The 18666-nt window shown below is 50.2% G+C and carries 17 protein-coding genes; 12 read left to right on the forward strand and 5 right to left on the reverse strand.

Annotated features, from left to right (window positions below; all coding sequences use genetic code 11):
• Window positions 1–71: 71 nt before the first annotated feature.
• The 12 genes from sufB to KJA68_RS06405 all read left to right on the forward strand — a co-directional run bounded on the left by sufB (window position 72) and on the right by KJA68_RS06405 (window position 10215).
• Window positions 72–1508: a Fe-S cluster assembly protein SufB gene (sufB, locus tag KJA68_RS06350; RefSeq protein ID WP_213036104.1), complete on the forward strand. Its 1437-nt coding sequence runs from the start codon at window positions 72–74 to the stop codon at window positions 1506–1508.
• The gene (gene sufC, locus KJA68_RS06355) at window positions 1505–2299 is read left to right on the forward strand and encodes a Fe-S cluster assembly ATPase SufC (protein ID WP_213036105.1); all 795 of its coding nucleotides are present in this window, start codon (window positions 1505–1507) and stop codon (window positions 2297–2299) included. Before sufB ends, sufC begins: the two co-directional genes overlap by 4 nt.
• On the forward strand, window positions 2296–3603 hold the full coding sequence (gene sufD, locus KJA68_RS06360; RefSeq protein WP_213036106.1) for a Fe-S cluster assembly protein SufD: 1308 nt from the start codon (window positions 2296–2298) through the stop codon (window positions 3601–3603). Before sufC ends, sufD begins: the two co-directional genes overlap by 4 nt.
• On the forward strand, window positions 3600–4859 hold the full coding sequence (locus tag KJA68_RS06365) for a cysteine desulfurase (protein ID WP_213036107.1): 1260 nt from the start codon (window positions 3600–3602) through the stop codon (window positions 4857–4859). Before sufD ends, KJA68_RS06365 begins: the two co-directional genes overlap by 4 nt.
• The gene (gene sufU / locus KJA68_RS06370) at window positions 4859–5344 is read left to right on the forward strand and encodes a Fe-S cluster assembly sulfur transfer protein SufU (RefSeq protein WP_213036108.1); all 486 of its coding nucleotides are present in this window, start codon (window positions 4859–4861) and stop codon (window positions 5342–5344) included. Before KJA68_RS06365 ends, sufU begins: the two co-directional genes overlap by 1 nt.
• Before the next feature lie 392 nt (window positions 5345–5736).
• Window positions 5737–6297, forward strand: a complete 561-nt coding sequence (locus KJA68_RS06375; protein ID WP_213036109.1) for a NifU family protein — start codon at window positions 5737–5739, stop codon at window positions 6295–6297.
• Between the two features lie 119 nt (window positions 6298–6416).
• Window positions 6417–6755, forward strand: coding sequence for a rhodanese-like domain-containing protein (locus KJA68_RS06380; protein WP_246487089.1), 339 nt, complete (start codon window positions 6417–6419; stop codon window positions 6753–6755).
• An 87-nt stretch (window positions 6756–6842) separates the two neighbouring features.
• The gene (locus KJA68_RS06385; protein ID WP_213036110.1) at window positions 6843–7163 is read left to right on the forward strand and encodes a non-heme iron oxygenase ferredoxin subunit; all 321 of its coding nucleotides are present in this window, start codon (window positions 6843–6845) and stop codon (window positions 7161–7163) included.
• A gap of 139 nt (window positions 7164–7302) precedes the next feature.
• Window positions 7303–7869: a GTP cyclohydrolase I FolE gene (gene folE, locus KJA68_RS06390; RefSeq protein WP_213036111.1), complete on the forward strand. Its 567-nt coding sequence runs from the start codon at window positions 7303–7305 to the stop codon at window positions 7867–7869.
• Window positions 7870–7887: 18 nt separating this feature from the next.
• Entirely contained in the window at window positions 7888–9051 is a 1164-nt protein-coding gene (locus tag KJA68_RS06395) for an IscS subfamily cysteine desulfurase (protein WP_281412147.1), read from the forward strand.
• Window positions 9052–9107: 56 nt separating this feature from the next.
• Window positions 9108–9620 carry a disulfide bond formation protein B gene (locus tag KJA68_RS06400; protein WP_213036112.1) on the forward strand — a complete coding sequence of 171 codons (513 nt, stop codon included), beginning with the start codon at window positions 9108–9110 and terminating at the stop codon, window positions 9618–9620.
• A 112-nt stretch (window positions 9621–9732) separates the two neighbouring features.
• Window positions 9733–10215 (forward strand): peptidylprolyl isomerase, encoded by a 483-nt coding sequence (locus KJA68_RS06405; protein ID WP_281412148.1) that lies wholly within the window; start codon window positions 9733–9735, stop codon window positions 10213–10215.
• 137 nt (window positions 10216–10352) lie between these two features.
• Here KJA68_RS06405 and KJA68_RS06410 read toward each other — a convergent pair whose 3' ends face one another.
• The 5 genes from KJA68_RS06410 to KJA68_RS06430 all read right to left on the reverse strand — a co-directional run bounded on the left by KJA68_RS06410 (window position 10353) and on the right by KJA68_RS06430 (window position 18242).
• Window positions 10353–11054: an HPP family protein gene (locus KJA68_RS06410; RefSeq protein ID WP_213036113.1), complete on the reverse strand. Its 702-nt coding sequence runs from the start codon at window positions 11052–11054 to the stop codon at window positions 10353–10355.
• 86 nt (window positions 11055–11140) lie between these two features.
• Window positions 11141–11977 carry a phosphoserine phosphatase SerB gene (gene serB, locus KJA68_RS06415; RefSeq protein ID WP_213036114.1) on the reverse strand — a complete coding sequence of 279 codons (837 nt, stop codon included), beginning with the start codon at window positions 11975–11977 and terminating at the stop codon, window positions 11141–11143.
• Window positions 11978–12122: 145 nt separating this feature from the next.
• Window positions 12123–15602, reverse strand: coding sequence for a transcription-repair coupling factor (gene mfd, locus KJA68_RS06420; protein ID WP_213036115.1), 3480 nt, complete (start codon window positions 15600–15602; stop codon window positions 12123–12125).
• 202 nt (window positions 15603–15804) lie between these two features.
• Window positions 15805–17631, reverse strand: a complete 1827-nt coding sequence (glmS, locus tag KJA68_RS06425) for a glutamine--fructose-6-phosphate transaminase (isomerizing) (protein WP_213036116.1) — start codon at window positions 17629–17631, stop codon at window positions 15805–15807.
• 287 nt (window positions 17632–17918) lie between these two features.
• Window positions 17919–18242, reverse strand: coding sequence for a chaperone modulator CbpM (locus KJA68_RS06430; RefSeq protein WP_213036117.1), 324 nt, complete (start codon window positions 18240–18242; stop codon window positions 17919–17921).
• Window positions 18243–18666: the final 424 nt, after the last annotated feature.

Genomic DNA, 18666 nt, shown 5'->3' on the forward strand with positions numbered 1-18666 from the left:
ATCTGTTTGCCTGAACATATCTCCATGGATAAGCTTTTATTCGACTTTGATGATTTCCCGGAGGGAACACAATGAGTGCAACGCTGCAAAATCTCGTCAATCAACCATATAAGCATGGTTTCGTCACCAGCATCGAATCAGATGTTGCGCCGAAAGGATTGAATGCAGATACCATCCGGATGATTTCCGCGAAGAAAAAAGAGCCAGAATGGCTTCTCGAGTTCCGGCTGAAGTCTTATGAAGCCTGGCTGAAGATGGAAGAGCCTACATGGCCTAATGTTCATTATCCGAAGATTGATTTCCAGGAGATCAGTTACTATTCTGCCCCCAAGCAGAAGCCAAAACTGAAAAGTATGGATGAAGTCGATCCGGAATTGCTGCGTACTTTCGAAAAACTGGGTGTACCCTTGCATGAGCGTATGGCACTTGCCGGTGTAGCGGTTGATGTCATTTTCGACAGTGTGTCCGTTGCGACTACCTATAAGGATAAGCTGGCCGAGGTGGGAATCATTTTCTGTTCCATGTCTGAAGCGGTTCAGGATCATCCTGAATTGGTGCAGAAATACCTTGGTACCGTAATTCCTTCCACGGATAATTTTTATGCTGCGCTGAATTCTGCAGTTTTTACCGATGGTTCATTCTGCTATATCCCCAAAGGGGTGAAATGCCCGATGGATCTGTCGACTTATTTCCGTATAAATACTGAGGAATCAGGCCAGTTCGAGCGGACTTTGATCGTTGCTGAAGAAGGCGCTTCCGTTTCCTATCTGGAGGGGTGTACTGCCCCGGCTTTCAGCAGCAATCAGCTGCATGCCGCAGTAGTCGAGCTGGTTGCGCTCGATAATGCCGACATTAAATATTCGACGGTACAAAACTGGTATGCCGGAGATGAGAAAGGTGTAGGCGGCATTTACAATTTTGTGACCAAGCGTGGTCTGGCCAAGGGGGTCAATTCACGTATTTCATGGACACAGGTTGAAACTGGTTCGGCAATCACCTGGAAGTATCCTTCATGCGTGTTGCTTGGCGATAATTCAGTTGGAGAGTTCTATTCTGTGGCGGTTACCAATCATTATCAACAGGCTGATACCGGCACCAAAATGATACATATCGGAAAGAACACTCGCAGCACGATTGTGAGCAAAGGTATTTCAGCAGGCCATTCCAATAATAGTTACCGTGGCTTGGTCAAAGTGGCTCCAAGCGCTACCGGGGCACGCAATTATTCGCAGTGTGATTCGATGCTGGTCGGGCATCATTCCGGCGCTCATACCTTTCCCTATATTCAGGTGGCGAACAATTGTTCTCAGGTGGAACATGAAGCATCGACATCGAAAATCGGCGAGGATCAGCTCTTTTATTTTGCGCAGCGCGGCATTGATGCAGAGGCCGCGGTATCCATGATTATCAACGGGTTCTGTAAAGACGTATTTCAGCAATTACCAATGGAGTTTGCGGTCGAAGCAACCGCGCTGCTCAGTTTCAAACTAGAAGGGAGTGTTGGATGATTTATCCAGACAGCAAGATTGTGCTCGAAGTACGTGGGTTGTGCGCAAGCGTAAATGGTACCGAAATTCTGAAGGGGCTGGATTTGACGGTAAGGCGTGGCGAAGTACACGCCATTATGGGGCCAAATGGCTCCGGGAAGAGCACTTTTTCAAAAATTCTTGCGGGTCATTCAGCCTATGAAGTTACGGGCGGAACCGTGATGTTCGAAGGCCAGAACCTGTTTGATATGGAGCCGGAAGAGCGTGCGCGTGCGGGAGTATTTCTGGCTTTCCAGTACCCGATCGAGATTCCCGGTGTGATCAATAGTCAGTTTCTGCGCCTTACCTACAATACCGTACAGACTCACCGCGACAAGGAAGAACTTGATCCGCTTGAGTTCGATGACTATGTGCGCGAGAAGATGAAGTTGCTTGAGATGAGCCCTGATTTCCTGGAGCGTAGCGTGAATGAAGGTTTTTCTGGCGGCGAAAAAAAGCGCAACGAGATACTGCAAATGGCCATGCTGGATCCCCGGCTGGCTATACTTGACGAGACCGATTCGGGCCTTGATATCGATGCGCTCAGGATTGTCGCAAATGGCGTCAATCAGCTTGCCGGCAAGGATAATGCGATTGTAATGGTTACCCACTATCAGCGCCTGTTAAATTACATCGTACCTGATTATGTGCATGTGATGGAAGCAGGGCGCATCATCAAGACCGGCGACAAGGAACTGGCGCTGGAGCTCGAAGCGCGCGGATATGACTGGGTCGGGGCCGAGTGCAAGGCTGCATCGGAGGCGGCGGCATGAGTACCTCTGATACCGTGAATGCGGGATACCTTGAAAGCCTGCTGGCGGGCAGGCCTCATGTCCCTGCAAGCCCGCTGGCGTGGCTTAACACGCTGCGCTCGGAGGCGGTTGACCGTGTCGGCGTTTTGACGGTGCCCACCCAGCGTGATGAAGAATGGCGGTTTACGGATATTTCTCAGCTCAACAGGATGTCATTTCATCCGGTACGCACAACGGTTGACCTTCAGGCCGAGGAAGCCGGTCGCTTCCGGATTGAAGAAGCCGCTTCCCGTCTGGTGTTCGTTGATGGCGTGTATGCCCCGCATCTTTCCATAATAGATACAGACAATGGCGTGTCGGTAGTGAATCTGGAAGCGGGCCTTGCTGCGAATGCAGTGGCGCTGGAGTCCTGTCTCGGCCGTTATGCGGAATTTCGCAATGAGGTGTTTTCCGCACTCAATACCGCATTTCTGCAAGACGCTGCGCTGGTCGTCGTGCCACAGGATGTTTCAGTTTCCGCACCGGTACATCTTTTGTTCATTGCGACACAAAAGGATGTGGCAAGCTATCCGCGCTGCTTGTTGTTGGCAGGATCCGGCAGTGTGGTGACGGTAATCGAGGATTACGTTTCATTGCAGGAGGATGCCTATTTTACCAATGCTGTAACAGAAATCGTGCTGGCAGAGAATGCCCGCGTAAACCATATACGGGTACAGCGCGAAGGGATGAAGGCAGTTCACATTGCGAACGGTGCGGTATCGCTAGCACGTGCCAGCAACTACCAGTCGGTAAGTGTTGCATTTGGTGCCCGCATTTCGCGGTATAACCTGAATGTGCGGTTAGCAGAGGAGGCAGAGTGTGCAGTGGATGGACTGGCTCTGATTGCGGGGCGTCAACTGGCGGATACCCATACCTGCATTGACCATGCAAAGCCGCATGCCATGAGTCACCAGTTGCATAAGTGTATCGTTGGCGGTGGTGCGCATGCCGTATTCAACGGTAAGATCATGGTGCGCCAGGGCGCGCAGCGGACCGATTCCAGGCAGTCCAGCCGAAATCTTTTGCTGACCAATAAAGCTCATGTCGACACCAAGCCGCAACTTGAAATATTCGCTGATGATGTGAAATGCACGCATGGCGCGACCATTGGTCAGCTCGACAGCGAGGAGGTTTTCTATCTGCAAAGCCGCGGTTTATCCGAGACGGTAGCGCGTAATATGCTTACCTATGCGTTCGGGGCGGAAATTATCGAACGTATTCCCGTTCCATCACTGAAATCGCTACTGGAACAAACTGTACTTGACCAGACGACCGTCCAGCCATGAATGCAATTCAGACCGCACTAGAAACTCGTTCGTCTTCCTTGCTGGATGTCGAGAATATCCGCGCTGATTTTCCGATTCTCGGGATAACGGTAAACGACAAGCCGCTGGTTTATCTGGATAACGCCGCATCGAGCCAGATGCCTCGGCAGGTGATTGATCGACTGGTACATTACCAGACGAAGCAGCACGCCAATATTCATCGTGGAGTGCATTATCTGTCGGAGGTTGCCACTTCCGAGTTTGAAGTGGCGCGTCGCAAATTGCAGCATTTTATCAACGCCAGGGAAGAGCGAGAGGTGATTTTCACCAGTGGCACCACCGAGGCAATCAACCTGGTGATGCATGGCTATGGTCGTAAATATATTTGTGCTGGGGATGAGATTATTCTCACCACGCTTGAACACCATGCAAACATTGTGCCGTGGCAGATGCTGGCCGAAGAAAAAGGTGCAAGGATACGCGTCGTTCCGGTAAATGACGCCGGTGAATTGCTGGTGGACGAGTATGAAAAACTGTTTAACGAGCGTACCAAGTTTGTGGGTGTAACTCATGTGTCCAATGCGCTGGGTTCCATCAATCCGGTAAAGGAAATGATTGCGTTTGCCCATGCCCGTGGAGTGCCCGTACTGGTGGATGGCGCGCAGGCGGCTCCGCATACCGCAGTGGATGTGCAGGACCTGGACTGTGATTTTTACGCCTTTTCAGGGCACAAGCTGTGCGGTCCTACGGGTATTGGCATTCTGTATGGCCGTGCTTCGATACTGGAGGACATGCAGCCGTTCAAAGGCGGAGGCGACATGATCCTGTCGGTAACGTTCGAAAAAACTACCTACAACACCATTCCGCATAAATTCGAGGCAGGTACTCCTCCTATCGCGGCGGCAATCGGGCTTGGTGCGGCAGTGGATTATCTGTCAGGGATCGGAATGGACGCTATAGCTGCACACGAACATGCCTTGCTGAAGTATGCAACCGATCAGGTGCAATCCATGCCAGGGGTGCGAATCATTGGTACTGCCGGGCAGAAGGCTGCAGTATTGTCCTTTGCGGTGAACGGCGTGCACCCGCATGACATCGGAACGCTGCTCAATCAGGAAGGGATCGCCGTGCGTACCGGGCATCATTGCGCGCAACCGGTCATGCAGCGTTTTAAAGTGCCAGCCACCTCGCGTGCATCCTTTGCGTTCTATAACACTCTGGATGAGGTAGATGCGCTGGTTGCCGGCATTCGTAACGTACAGAAAATATTTACATAATGGCTGATTATAAATCTCTGTATCAAGAGGTGATCCTAGATCACAACAAGAAGCCGCGAAATTACGGCACGATTGAATGCCCCAGCCATCATGCGGTTGGACATAATCCCCTGTGTGGTGACCATATTACCGTGGATGTCGTTGTCGACGAGGGTCGTATCAGTAATATCGCGTTTCAGGGAGAATCCTGTGCGATATGCAAGGCATCCGCATCCATGATGACCACTTCCGTAAAAGGTAAGACGCGTGAGGAGGCGGAAACGCTGATTCAGGAATTTCTTGCTATGACGACCGGCAGGGTGCCCCATGAGGCCTGTCCACATATTGGCAGACTGGCAGTGTTTTCTGGGGTGAAAGATTTGCCAACCCGTGTCAAATGCGCAATTTTGCCGTGGCATACGCTTAATGGCGCGTTTAACGCAGTGGGAACGACTTCAACCGAGGCGGATGCCGATCCTATGCAGACCCCGATCGGGGATGCCTGAAATGCGTGCAATGTTTTGCTGCTGATGTGTCAGGGATTACATGAAGGGTTTTTAAACATATCGCCCCTATTTTGTTGAAAACAACCTGATTGCACAGAGCAATTATTTCTTATTATTGTCTGAATGGCTTGATGGAAAAACAGACGCGGCTCAAAATCCTAGAATCCTGTGCTGGCTTGCTTTTATGTTGAGGGAAGTTTCTTCATGGATATTGAGCAGGTATTTGGGTAGATGAAATATGGTTGAAATTTTCAAGCGGGGTGACATGAAGAAATTGTCGGCAATATTGTAATAAGAATGAAAGTATCGGGGATGCGGTCGGGAAAATCAGCCAATTACTTTTGGGATGATGCAGGAATGAAACATGCGGCTTGAATTTTTAGGGAATGAAAATGCCAAAAATTGCTGAAATAGAAGACACGCCTAATCCGAACGCGGTGAAATTTCTGCTCAGGGAGCCCATTACTTGGGGGATATCCCGTTCTTATGATAATGCAGAGGAAGCCAAGGAGGATCCCCTTGCAGCGGCGTTGTTTGCAATTGAACATGTAACCAATGTGTTTTATGTGGATAAGTGCGTAACAATAACGCAGGATGGCAAGGCGCACTGGCCACAACTGGCACGCCTGATTGCAGTGCCATTGCGTGAGGCACCGGCAGCGGAGGCGTCTTCGGAAGCACTGGTTGCGGCCGCGGCCGTGGTAATTGCCGGCCTGAGCCCGGAGGATCAGGAGCGCTTTGATAAGATCAATGCAATGCTGGATGAGAAGATTCGTCCCTACCTGCGAAGTGATGGTGGGGATCTCCATGTAGTCGGTTTCTCGGGTAATTTTTTAAGTGTGCATCTTCAGGGTGCATGCGGATCATGTCCGAGTTCTATATCCACCACGCTCATTAGTATCACGAATCTGTTACGAACCATTGAGCCGGAAATTGAAGTTCTGTCTGTTTAGGTTTCCATTGTTTTTTTCTGGTTTATCCTGGTACTGGCCCGAGGCCGGTAACCGGGTTAAATCTTTTACAGGATGAAGTTTGAATCTAAAGCAGAGGGTTGAATTTTGCTTATGAAAGAATGGCTTTTAATATTATGAATACCTTAACTGCAACGGAATTGGCCGCATGGCTTGAGGACCAGACACGGGAGAAACCGGTATTGCTGGATGTACGTGAACCATGGGAATTCCAGACTTGTCATATTGATGGTTCCTGCTCTATGCCAATGAATGTCGTTCCGGAAAAGCTTTCGGAGCTCAAACCTGAACAGCCTGTGGTTTGCATATGTCACCATGGCATGCGTAGCATGCAGGTTGCTGTTTTTTTAGAACAGAACGGATTCAGCCGGGTAAATAATCTGACCGGTGGTATACATGCCTGGGCCCAGCAGGTTGATGGAGCAATGCCAACCTATTGAATATGGACGAGCTGTTTTGGGGGAAAATTTTTAAATTGCTAACTAATGCAGGAATTGTGTCCAGAATGAATCAGAATGGGGATAGGAATGGGTGACTGGGTGACAGTAGCGCAGACTGGAGAACTCGCGCCGGGTGAATTCAGGGCTGTAGATCTGGATGGTACAAAGGCAGTGGTATTTAATCTTGAAGGACAATACTATGCCATTGAGGATGTATGCACGCATGATGGAGGGCAGCTGACCGGTGGCACAGTGGAAGGGGATGAGATCATATGTCCGCGTCATGGTGCACGTTTCTGCATAAGGACGGGTGAGGCACTGACTGCGCCGGCTTATGAGCCGACCGCATCTTTTCCCGTGCGCACTGAAAATGGCGAAATTCAGGTGAGGGACAATCGCTGGGACTAGTCTTGACCGTAATTCGTTCGGGTGATCTGAGCCTACAGTGTTATAGCGGCCCCGGGTTATGGAAGGCTGAATGAACAAGCTGATTGTGAGGAACGATGACAGGGTTTTATGGATCCTTACATTGACAGGAATATTATAGATGTCAGAACAGCAGTTTACCGAGCAGGATTGGCGCCGGCTTCTGGCAAGCCTGGGGGAGGATCCGGATAGGCCCGGCCTGGTCGAAACACCATCCCGCCTTGTGGGTGCATGGAAGCACTGGACTTCCGGGTACACACAGGATCCGGAAGAAATTCTAAAGGTATTTGAAGACGGGGCAGAAAAATACAATGAGCTTATCGTGATACGGGGTATACCGGTATACAGCCATTGTGAGCATCATCTGGCTCCTTTTTTTGGCAAGGCTACGATTGGTTATGTTCCGGATGGGAAAATAGTGGGTTTGTCCAAACTGACGCGTCTGGTTAATTGTTTTTCCAGGCGGTTACAGGTGCAGGAGCGCCTGACCATCCAGATTGCCGAGGCACTGATGGTGCATCTTCAGCCTAAGGCAGCCGGTGTGGTGATACGTTGCCGGCATATGTGCATGGAAAGCAGGGGCATCAGTGTCGGGGGAGAGGAAACGGTTACGTCTGCCATGCTTGGTGAGCTTCAGCCTAATCTGGCATTGCGGACTGAATTTTTGGCACTGGCGCGTGAATCATAAATTACACCCATAAATAATATGAATTTGCATGGACCGATTTATCTGGATTATGCCGCTACCACGCCAGTTGATCCGCGTGTTGCCGGGATAATGATTCCATATTTGACAGAGCAGTTTGGCAACCCGGCAAGCTCGCATGCCTATGGCCGTGCAGCGGAAGGCGCAGTTGAGCTTGCGCGTGAGCAGGTTGCTGCACTGGTAAATGCTGACCCCAGGGAAATCATCTGGACGTCAGGTGCAACCGAGTCCAACAATCTGGCCCTGAAAGGGGCAGCGTATTTTTATCAGAGCAAGGGAAAACATCTTGTTACAATGAAAATTGAGCACAAGGCTGTGCTTGATACGGTATTTGAACTGGAAAGGCATGGTTTTTCAGCTACTTATCTTGACCCTGAGCCGAATGGACTGCTTGATCTGGGAAAGTTCGAGGCAGCGTTGCGCCCGGATACCATTATCGTTTCGATAATGTATGTCAATAATGAAATCGGAGTGATCCAGGACATTGCCGCGATTGGGGAAATCTGCCGAGCACGCGGCATTCTGTTTCATGTAGATGCTGCACAGGCTACCGGGAAAATTGCAATTGATCTGCGTGGGCTTAATGTGGATTTGATGTCGTTTTCTGCACATAAAACGTATGGACCGAAAGGAATCGGGGCACTATATGTGCGGCGCAGGCCGCGAGTGCGTCTTGAAGCGCAGATGCACGGCGGCGGCCATGAGCGCGGTATGCGCTCTGGTACCCTGGCTACTCATCAGATTGCCGGAATGGGAGAAGCATTTCGCATTGCGAAAATGGAAATGGAGATTGAAAACGAGAGGGTACGCAGTTTGCGCGACCGCCTGTGGCAGGGCATGTCCGGTATGACAGATGTGTATCTGAACGGTGATCTGAAGCAACGCGTTCCCCATAATCTCAATGTCAGTTTTGGTCATGTTGATGGTGACTCCCTAATCCAGGAGTTAAGTGAAATCGCCGTATCCAGTGGTTCTGCCTGCACTTCCGCAAGTCTTGAGCCATCTTATGTGCTGCGCAGCCTTGGGTGCAGCGACGGACTGGCGCGCAGTGCGATCCGCTTTTCCGTGGGGCGGTTCACTACCCTGGAGGACGTGGATTTCACGATAGCGCTGCTGAAAAATAAAATCGGGACGCTGCGTGGGCAGTACAAATCTGTTGCCTAGTCATGCTGGCAAGTTCAGTATCCGGATGCAACCAGAAATAATACAGGTATTGCACGATGATATTTCCAAATAGGTGCTACAAGCTTTCGAATCGCTGGTTTTATTTGGCTGCGGCATTGGTCATTGCCGTGGTATTCGGTACGGCGCTTTACTTGCAGTATGTGTTGCATCAGGAGCCATGCCCTCTGTGCATGATTCAGCGCGTAATTTTTATTGCCATGCTTGTTCTGTTTGCAATGGCTGCGTTGCATAACCCTGGACGGGGTGGCGCGAAAGCATACGCAGGACTGTTGTCTTTCCTGGCGATAAGCGGTGTGGCTGCCGCTGGCCGGCATATCTGGTTGCAGCATTTACCTAAAGAGCAGGTGCCTGCCTGTGGACCGGGTCTGGACTATATGTTGGAAAGTTTTCCCATGGCTGAAGTATGGAAAGAGCTGATGCATGGTTCTGGAGAATGTGCCGAGAAGGGCTGGACCCTTCTCGGTCTGGGTATACCTGAGTGGTCCCTGCTGCTGTATGTGTTGCTGGGTGCATGGGCTGTGATGATTGCTTTCAGAAAATCTGCATAGCCAGTTCATGCTGGGCAAGCCGGCAGATGAGGACTGGAACTGTCAGGTATTTTGATTCGTATTGGAGATTCGTTTCAAACCTAAGTAACTTTTTAAAAAAAGGAAATCAGAAATGTCGAAGCAATGGACAGCCCCCCCTGCAATGCAGATTGATCCAAAAAAATCATATAAAGTTGTGATTGAAACTGGACGTGGAAAAATTGTGATTGAACTGTATCCGCAGCATGCTCCAGAAACGGTAAATAACTTTGTTTTTCTGGCTCGCGAGGATTTTTACAATGGCGTCCGTTTCCATCGTGTAATCCGTGATTTTATGATTCAGGGTGGTGATCCGACTGGTACCGGAAGAGGCGGGCCAGGTTACAGATTTGGTGACGAAACCATCGGTAATCCGCTCAAGCACGGTACCGGATATCTTTCCATGGCGAACGCAGGACCTGATAGTAATGGCAGTCAGTTTTTCATTACGCATAGCCCTCAGCCTCATCTGGATGGGAAGCATACGGTTTTTGGGAAAGTCATTGAAGGCATGGATGTGGTTCATGCTATCCAACAGGGCGATGAGATGACCCGTGTGGAGATCATTGAGGAGTAAACAGCGTGATGTCAGTGCCGGGGGGTAAAATCAGGTTGTTTGCAGTCAGCTTTTGGATTCCCGGTGCTGTCACGGATTTTTCAAGTTATTGAGGGAGAAAACATAAGCGCTATTTTCAGACGCATTAAGGCGCTGAATCAGGATTTAGGGTTGTTTTTCTTTTGGCTTTTTGCATGCCGGATAGCAAGCTCGTATATATCCATCAGGTCTTCTTCCGTGACATCCACTACACCATCAATTTGCGTAAGCGCCCATTCAATGTCTTCGCGTTTCAGTTGCAGATGATCTGTCTTCAGTATGGGTTCTGGAGTATGCCGCATCGGGTAATGCCGGCCTGGTAACAGGTTGTTGATCAATAGTGCAAGTAATAAGGCAATTCCGGTATTTGCCAGCACTGCCCCGGTAACCCATGCCCAGCCCAAAGAATTGAAATGTGTGTTAAATAATACCAGCATGAGTGCCGTGGCAGCGCCAGGCGGATGCAGGCAATGAAAGGAGTGCATCAGAATGATTGCAAGTCCTACCGCGCAACCTGCCGCAAGTACTGGGTCCTGGATGGACTGACCGCATAACCAGCCAGCCAACGCAGAAAAAGCATGCCCGCCGAATACTGGCCATGGCTGTGCCATCGGACTGTGCGGTACAACAAAGAGTAGCACTGTGGAAGCAGCGATTGAGCTAATCATGGCCAGGGGAAAGTTGAACTCCGGCAGGAATTGGATTGCGAATCCCAGCAGGAAAATGGCTATCCCGCTGATTACCGCACTACGTATTCTTTCGGTGAGCGGAATGGGGGCGGTGTGTACTCTGAAAGACAGGATAAACTCTTTAAAATTCATAGTGTCTGGTTTCTTTTGTCGTTAACGGTAATAGGATTGGTGGTATAGCGTGTTGCGTATTCCCGGTGCAAGATGGACTACTGGATTCAGTTGGAAAACAGGTTTACCAGTCCATCCAGTCCTGCAAAATTTAACGCATAACTGGCTTGTGCGAGTACAACCGGTTTTGCGTGATAGGCGATACTGACGCCTGCTTGTGCCATCATCTTAAGATCATTGGCCCCATCACCCATGGCAATGACCTGTTCCGGCCTGAGTCCTAATTCATCACGGATGCAAACCAGAGAGTCCGCCTTGCCTTGCGCATCCAGAATGGGTCCCAGGAGGTTGCCGGTAAGCTTGCCGTTGACAATTTCCAGTGTGTTTGCCCGAGCATAGTCGAGATCCAGGCGTTGTTTCAGGCGGTCGGTAAAAAAGACAAATCCACCTGATACCAGCATGATCTTGACACCATTTCGTTTTAATTTATCCAACATGGTTACGGCGCCGCGATTGAGTTGCAGGCGTTCGTCATAAACGCGCTGCAATGCGCTTTCTTCCAGACCGGCCAGTAAAGCTACACGGCGGCGCAGGCTTTCGCAGAAATCAATCTCTCCACGCATTGCAGCTTCCGTGATGGCCGCTACTTGCGGCTTGATGTGGAACATATCGGCGATCTCATCAATGCATTCAATAGAGATCAGGGTGGAATCCATATCCATCACAACCAGGCCGAAATCTGATAATTTCTGGTCAGGACGTACAAAGCCATAGTCGAGCTGGTGCTCGTAACAAAAGGCAGCAATATCGGCATGGGGCCGAGCATTCAATAACCTGTATGCATGTTCTGCCGACTGTTCAATGCCAGAGGCTTCAGTCAGCGCCATAAGATGGTTCAGATGGGCAGGGGCGATGCATTGTATGCCCTGAATAATGCAGTTCATGTGCCTATAATGTGTTACGGGTATGTTAATGATAAAAGGCAGCCGGTTATTTCCTCAAAGGGATCCGGAAATTTTTTGCGTTGAAAAAACGGGTTACGAGAGCTCATTAAAGGGATCCGGAAATTTTTTGCGTTGAAAAAACGGGTTACGAGAGCTCATTGAAAAAATTTTTGACCGCCATAACACGTTGGGTGATATCGCTGTATTTAAGTTCAATCTTCAGTTTGTCCCGACCGTTCAATTTGTACTGGCGCTTGGTTTGAATCAGCGTAATGATGCGTACTGGATCGATTGGAGGATTGGGAATGAACTGGATTTGGATCCCTTCGCTGGAAGCATCCAGTTTCATTATACCAAGCTTTTTGGCAGTGATGCGAAGCCTGTGGCAGTCCAGAAGTGTATGTGCAGGGGGAGGAAGAAGGCCGAATCGGTCAACCAATTCCTGTTGCATGTCGTCCAGTTCTTCCGGTTTGGTGCAGTTGGCCAGCCGTTTATAAAGAACCAGGCGCTGGTGGATGTCGCTACAGTAATCATGGGGTAAGAGGGCCGGGGTGTGCAGATTGATTTCCGTGGCTACCCCGAGAGGATGCGCCATATCCGGTTCATGGCCCAGTCTGAGGGAAGTAATCGCTGCGTTGAGCATATCCGTGTAAAGAGAGAAACCAATCTCGTGCATTTCTCCGCTTTGCGATTCCCCGAGCACTTCTCCCGCGCCCCGTATTTCAAGGTCGTGCATCGCAAGATAGAAACCACTGCCAAGTTGCTCCATTGCCTGGATTGCTTCCAGTCGTTTCTTTGCCTGCGGAGTGAGGCCTTCCAGGTTGTCCACCAGCAAATATGCATACGCCTGATGATGCGAACGCCCGATCCTTCCACGCAGCTGGTGCAGTTGTGCCAAGCCGAAGCGGTCTGCACGGTTAATGAGAATGGTATTGGCCGTAGGGACATCAATACCGGTTTCAATAATGGTTGTGCAAAGCAGTACATTGAAGCGTTGCTGGTAAAAATCACGCATCACAGATTCCAGGTCGCGTTCTGCCATCTGGCCGTGTGCGATTCGGATGCGTGCCTCGGGAAGTAGCGTTTCCAGTTTCTCCGCCATGTTGGCGATGGTTTCTACTTCGTTATGCAGGAAATAAATCTGGCCACCGCGCTTTAGTTCACGCAGCGCCGCTTCTCGAATAATGCCCTGGCTGAAATTGCTGACAAAGGTTTTGATTGACAGGCGGCGTTGTGGTGCAGTGGCAATAACTGAAAAATCACGCAATCCTTCCAGAGACATTGCCAGAGTGCGCGGGATCGGGGTGGCGGTAAGGGTGAGTACATCTACTTCGGCACGCAGAGACTTGAGGCGCTCCTTTTGCTGCACACCAAAACGATGTTCTTCGTCAATAATGATCAGTCCCAGATTTTGGAATCGTATTCCTTTCTGGATCAGTTTGTGTGTCCCGATCATGATGTCCACACGGCCATCTTCCATATCTTTTAGCAGTTGGGTCTGCTCCTTGGCAGAGCGGAAGCGTGACAGCTGGCCAATTTTGATGGGCCAGTCGGCAAAGCGGGTGCAGAAATTCTGATAGTGTTGTTCTGCGAGCAGGGTAGTGGGTACCAGAACGGCCACCTGCTTCCCATCCATCGCAGCAACAAAGGCTGCGCGCAGGGCAACTTCCGTTTTACCGAAACCTACATCTCCACAGATAAGCCGGTCCATGGGTTTGCCGCTTTGCAGGTCGGAAATCACTGCTGTAATGGCAGCGGCCTGATCGGGTGTTTCTTCAAAACCAAAGCCGGCGGAAAATGCTTCATAATCATGCTGCAGTAACTTGAATTGATGTCCTTTGCGCATGGCGCGCTGCGCGTACAGATTGAGCAGTTCGGCGGCAGTGTCTCGAACCTGCTGCATGGCTCGCCGCTTGGCTTTCTCCCAGGCACCGCTACCCAGTCTGTGTAATGGTGCAGATTCCGGAGCGCCTCCGCTGTACCGGCTGATTACGTGCAGTTGGGCTACCGGGACATATAGCTTGTCTCCGCCATCATATTCCAGCAGCAGAAATTCGTTTTCGCCTTCACCAAGGTTCAGGTTTACCAGCCCTTGATAACGGGCAATGCCGTGTTGTTCATGTACTACCGGGTCGCCCTGCTTGAGTTCGGAGAGGTCGCGCAGCATTCCTTCTATGCTGCTTTTTTTGGCCGGGCGTGCAGCCCGGTTGCGAGGTTGTGAGGCATACAATTCATTTTCGGTAATAATCGCCAGTTGTTCATCCGTCAGCATGAAGCCATTTTGTATTCCCCCCACGGAAAGCATGAAAGGGGCGCTACTATTCAGGAACTGGGCATAGTTCTCGCAGAGTGCAGGTGTCAGGCCGTATTCGCGCAGATATTCGGCCATGATTTCGCGCCGACCAAGGCTATCGGCCAGCAATAGTGCACGGCCACGGTGGTTTTGCAGAAAATCCTGAAGTGCATGGACTGGGATGTCTGCCCGGCGGTTAACCGCAATGTCGGGCAATTTTTGAGTGGCACACGGTACAAGGTGCTTTGATGTTCCTTCCTCAGAGGGCAGTTCTGAATTCTTGTAATTTTCGGTTTCTGCGTCGAGATCAGTCCGGGGGGAAGCGACGACGGCTTCAACCAGATCAATTCTGTTGAAATTCTTAGCGGCGATGAAAAAATCTTCCGCGCTCATGAATAGTTCCCGTGGTTCCAGCAAGGGGCGTTGCGGATCGCCGCGCAGCAGGTTGTAACGGGACTGGGCATCCTTTGCAAAAGTGGCAATGGCGGCACTTACGTTGTGATGCAGGCACAACGTGGCATGGGCAGGCAAATATTCCAGCAGGGTAGCGGTACGTTCGAAAAATAGTGGCAGGTAATATTCAATTCCGGCAGGAGGAGTGCCATTGCTTATTCCCTTGTAAATTCCAGATTTGGATGGATCCCCCTCAAAACGGTCGCGGAAATTACTACGGAAACGTGTCTGGCCGGTTTCGTCCAACGGAAATTCACGTGCCGGCAACAGGCGTATATCCTGAACTGGGTAGATGGTGCGCTGAGTATCGACATCAAAGGTGGCAATCGTATCAATTTCGTCGTCGAAAAGATCTATTCGGTACGGTGCGACGCTGCCCATCGGGAAAAGGTCAATCAGACTGCCTCGTACGCAGTATTCCCCGGGCATCAGAACCTGCTGGACATGGGTGTAGCCAGCCAGGGTCATTTGTTCGCGCAATTTGCCGGTATTCAGTTTCTCTCCGCGCTTGAGGAAGAAAGTATATGCTGCTAGGTATTCCACAGGCGGCAGTGGATAAAGTGCAGTGGTAATCGGGACGACGATTACGTCGCACGACTGGCTGCGGATATGATGCAGCGTAGCCAGTCGTTCGGAGATCAGATCCTGGTGTGGCGAAAAATGATCGTAGGGAAGAGTTTCCCAGTCCGGGAGCAGATGTACGCGCAGGTCAGGGGAAAAAAAAGGGATTTCCTCAACCAGCCGTTGAGCCTCCAGAGCACTGGCTGAAATGATTGCCAGCGGTGCATGCTGGCCGGCATACTGGGCCAGTGCCAGGGCATCGGATGAACCATGTAACTGGGTGAATCGTGGACGGGGGTTTGGGGAAACGAGCAGCATGAGAAATTTAGTACAACAGATTTCAAGGAGCCGCATTATATAAGGGAAGCCATGTCGTTGACATGAGTTGCGCGCTCTTTTGCGAATCGCCGGGAACCAAGATTTGTTTAATTGACCGGGATGGCTTGCTGTTTTCTGGTACTAATGAATCAACGCCATGGATACATCCTGCATGCAGTCCAGAAATAATATTGCAACCGACTCACTCCACGGTAACTGACTTAGCCAGATTACGGGGCTTATCGACATCGGTTCCCTTTTGTAGGGCGACGTAATAGGCCAGTAGCTGTAGTGCAATGGTATGCAGGATGGGACTCAGGTAACCGGCATGCTCGGGCATCTGTATCAGGTGCAAGCCATCTCCTGAATGAAAGCGCGTCCCGGCATCGGCGAATACGTAAAGTTCTCCCCCACGTGCGCGGACTTCCTGAAGGTTGGATTTGAGCTTGGCCAGCAATGTGTCGTTCGGGGCAACGGCGATCACCGGCATCTCTTTGTCCACTAGGGCCAGTGGCCCATGCTTCAGTTCTCCGGCAGGGTAGGCTTCGGCATGTATATAGGATATTTCCTTTAGTTTGAGAGCTCCTTCCAGCGCAATGGGGTAGTGCAGTCCGCGTCCGAGGAATAGCGCATGGCGTTTGTCGGAAAAGCGCTCGGCTATCCGTGCAATGTCAGGTGCGAGCTTGAGTACCGAATCGACTGCGGTGGGTAAATGGCGCAATGCATGCAGGTAATTGTACTCTTCTTTGGAGTCCAGCCCCCCGCGCTGTTTGGCGAGAATCAGCGTAAGTATAAATAATGCCGCTAATTGCGTGGTGAATGCCTTGGTGGATGCAACGCCAATTTCGGGGCCGGCATGGGTCAGAAAGTGCAGTCCGGAAAGTCTGGTCAGTGCGCTTTCCGGTACATTGCATATGGAAAGGGTATGGGTGTGGCCCAGATCCTTGGCGTGATTGAGCGCAGCAAGGGTATCGGCGGTTTCGCCTGATTGGGATATGGTCAGCACTAGAGATCCGGGATCAGGTACGCTCACGCGGTAGCGGTACTCACTGGCGATTTCCACGGTACAGGAAATGCCTGCTATTTCTTCGAGCCAGTAACGTGCAACCATGCCGGCATGGTGACTTGTGCCACAGGCAAGGATCAGGATTTTTTCGATTTGTGGGAAAATTCTGGCCGCATCGGCTCCAAAAATGCCAGGAACCAGCGCTTGGCTATTACAGACTCCTTCCAGTGTGTTTATTAGTGCTTGGGGTTGTTCGTGAATTTCTTTCTGCATGTAGTGGCGGTATTCTCCCAGTTCTGCTTTGCTGCTGTGGAGTTTGCAAATGTTTACCGCGCGCTCTACGGTATTTCCATTGGCATCAAATATTTGATATCCGCTCAGGCTCACTTCAGCCACATCACCATCTTGCAGATACAAGATGTTGTTGGTTATCGGTAGCAGGGCGGACAGATCCGATGCAATGTAATGGCCATCTGTTCCCAACCCTAATAGCAACGGACTACCTTTGCGTGCGCAAATGATCTGGTTCGAGTTGTCTGCAGCCATCACACCAATGGCGTAAGCTCCAGTTAATTGGCCAATGGCTGTCTGGGTGGCAGCCAGAAGGCTGTTTCCGCGTGAATAGTGGCTATGGATCAGATGGGCGATGACCTCGCTATCTGTATCTGAGGTGAACAGGAAACCTTGCGTGGTCAACTGCATGCGCAGTTCTTCGTAATTTTCGATGATGCCGTTATGCACTACGGCAATGAGATTGCCACTTAGATGTGGGTGCGCATTCCGTTCGCTGGGTTCTCCGTGTGTTGCCCAGCGTGTGTGGGCAATACCGATATATCCACAGGCAGTGGAGCTTTGCCTGGCTAAATCTGCAACGCGCCCGATGCTGCGGATGCGTTGCAGTTTGTTGTTGTCAATGGTAGCGAGGCCGGCAGAGTCGTAGCCCCGGTATTCCAAGCGCTGCAAACCTTGAAGAAGGACGGGAACGACATTGTTTTTGGCTATGGCTCCGATAATTCCGCACATGATTCAATCCGTGTTTGATTCCAGGTGTTTAATTGTATCAACAATGGAGCTTGTGGCTCGCCAGGAATCCGCAGATGTTGCGGACAGAAAAATCAATAAAATTCGCATGTGTTGCATTTGGTATGGAGGCCGGTCAATCTCTTCAATAATTATCAACTATATGGGTGCAGCAATAATCTTGGAAGGGTACATCAGGTTTCTGGGAAAGTTGTGCGAGGAATCAATACAGCATTTATCTGCTTACACAGAGTGTTTTTGTCCTGTATTTTATGTATCAAAAATTTATTCTAAATCTGCCTTGGCAGTTGCATGCGAAGGTCGTGCAGCTGGGTTTCCAGGTCTTGAATTCTGGCAAGCAGCGTAAGGGTGACAGCCAGGCCATGCGTGTCCAGTCCAAAATCATTCTGCAAACGGCAAGCGGTTTTTGCGATTGCCAGGCAGCTTGCATCGAAAGTCTGTTTTTCTGCATCTATTTCGATGGGCACAATGGCTTCGTAGTTAACCAGTTCGGTAAGCACTTCTTCTGATAGCCCAGATAATTTGGCCAGGTCTGTGAAAGATAGTTTTTGATATTGATCCATCCAGAGTACTTCAGTGTGCTCAATTTTCATGGTTATCTCCTCTTGAAATATTCTTTTAAACTGAAGGTTGAAGTTTCCGTTGCTTCTTGTGGAGTGTTTTATGATGCTCTATGTAATTTTCTTGAATTTTTCTTCAGCATTTGTTGCGCTGGGGACATCTGGATGATACTTGATGTCAGCTTGAGATCAGTTTTTCTGATTTCAGTTGTTGAGATATTCCTTCCAGTTCCATAACTGTGTTTAATATTGCATGGATATAGTGTCTGGTGGCAGAGTTGGATATCCAGAATGGGTTCTGGTGCCAGGGTGTCACTTCCATTCAGTCAATTTAGTGGATATATTCTATTCGTAGGGTGTGTCAGTATGTACGCCAGCGAATATAAGATCTTCGTATTTATGAACGAGTGAATTTTCAGTGTTGCATCATCTCATTGCAGTCAGGATGGAGGATGAT

The sequence above is a fragment of the Candidatus Nitrotoga fabula genome (assembly GCF_905221025.1).
Taxonomy (GTDB): Bacteria; Pseudomonadota; Gammaproteobacteria; order Burkholderiales; family Gallionellaceae; genus Nitrotoga; species Nitrotoga fabula.

Coding starts and splice junctions, on each gene's coding strand:
- sufB (WP_213036104.1), top strand. CDS start 72: ATGAGTGCAACGCTGCAAAATCTCGTCAATCAACCATATAAGCATGGT.
- sufC (WP_213036105.1), top strand. CDS start 1,505: ATGATTTATCCAGACAGCAAGATTGTGCTCGAAGTACGTGGGTTGTGC.
- sufD (WP_213036106.1), top strand. CDS start 2,296: ATGAGTACCTCTGATACCGTGAATGCGGGATACCTTGAAAGCCTGCTG.
- KJA68_RS06365 (WP_213036107.1), top strand. CDS start 3,600: ATGAATGCAATTCAGACCGCACTAGAAACTCGTTCGTCTTCCTTGCTG.
- sufU (WP_213036108.1), top strand. CDS start 4,859: ATGGCTGATTATAAATCTCTGTATCAAGAGGTGATCCTAGATCACAAC.
- KJA68_RS06375 (WP_213036109.1), top strand. CDS start 5,737: ATGCCAAAAATTGCTGAAATAGAAGACACGCCTAATCCGAACGCGGTG.
- KJA68_RS06380 (WP_246487089.1), top strand. CDS start 6,417: ATGGCTTTTAATATTATGAATACCTTAACTGCAACGGAATTGGCCGCA.
- KJA68_RS06385 (WP_213036110.1), top strand. CDS start 6,843: ATGGGTGACTGGGTGACAGTAGCGCAGACTGGAGAACTCGCGCCGGGT.
- folE (WP_213036111.1), top strand. CDS start 7,303: ATGTCAGAACAGCAGTTTACCGAGCAGGATTGGCGCCGGCTTCTGGCA.
- KJA68_RS06395 (WP_281412147.1), top strand. CDS start 7,888: ATGAATTTGCATGGACCGATTTATCTGGATTATGCCGCTACCACGCCA.
- KJA68_RS06400 (WP_213036112.1), top strand. CDS start 9,108: ATGATATTTCCAAATAGGTGCTACAAGCTTTCGAATCGCTGGTTTTAT.
- KJA68_RS06405 (WP_281412148.1), top strand. CDS start 9,733: ATGTCGAAGCAATGGACAGCCCCCCCTGCAATGCAGATTGATCCAAAA.
- KJA68_RS06410 (WP_213036113.1), bottom strand. CDS start 11,054: ATGAATTTTAAAGAGTTTATCCTGTCTTTCAGAGTACACACCGCCCCC.
- serB (WP_213036114.1), bottom strand. CDS start 11,977: ATGAACTGCATTATTCAGGGCATACAATGCATCGCCCCTGCCCATCTG.
- mfd (WP_213036115.1), bottom strand. CDS start 15,602: ATGCTGCTCGTTTCCCCAAACCCCCGTCCACGATTCACCCAGTTACAT.
- glmS (WP_213036116.1), bottom strand. CDS start 17,631: ATGTGCGGAATTATCGGAGCCATAGCCAAAAACAATGTCGTTCCCGTC.
- KJA68_RS06430 (WP_213036117.1), bottom strand. CDS start 18,242: ATGAAAATTGAGCACACTGAAGTACTCTGGATGGATCAATATCAAAAA.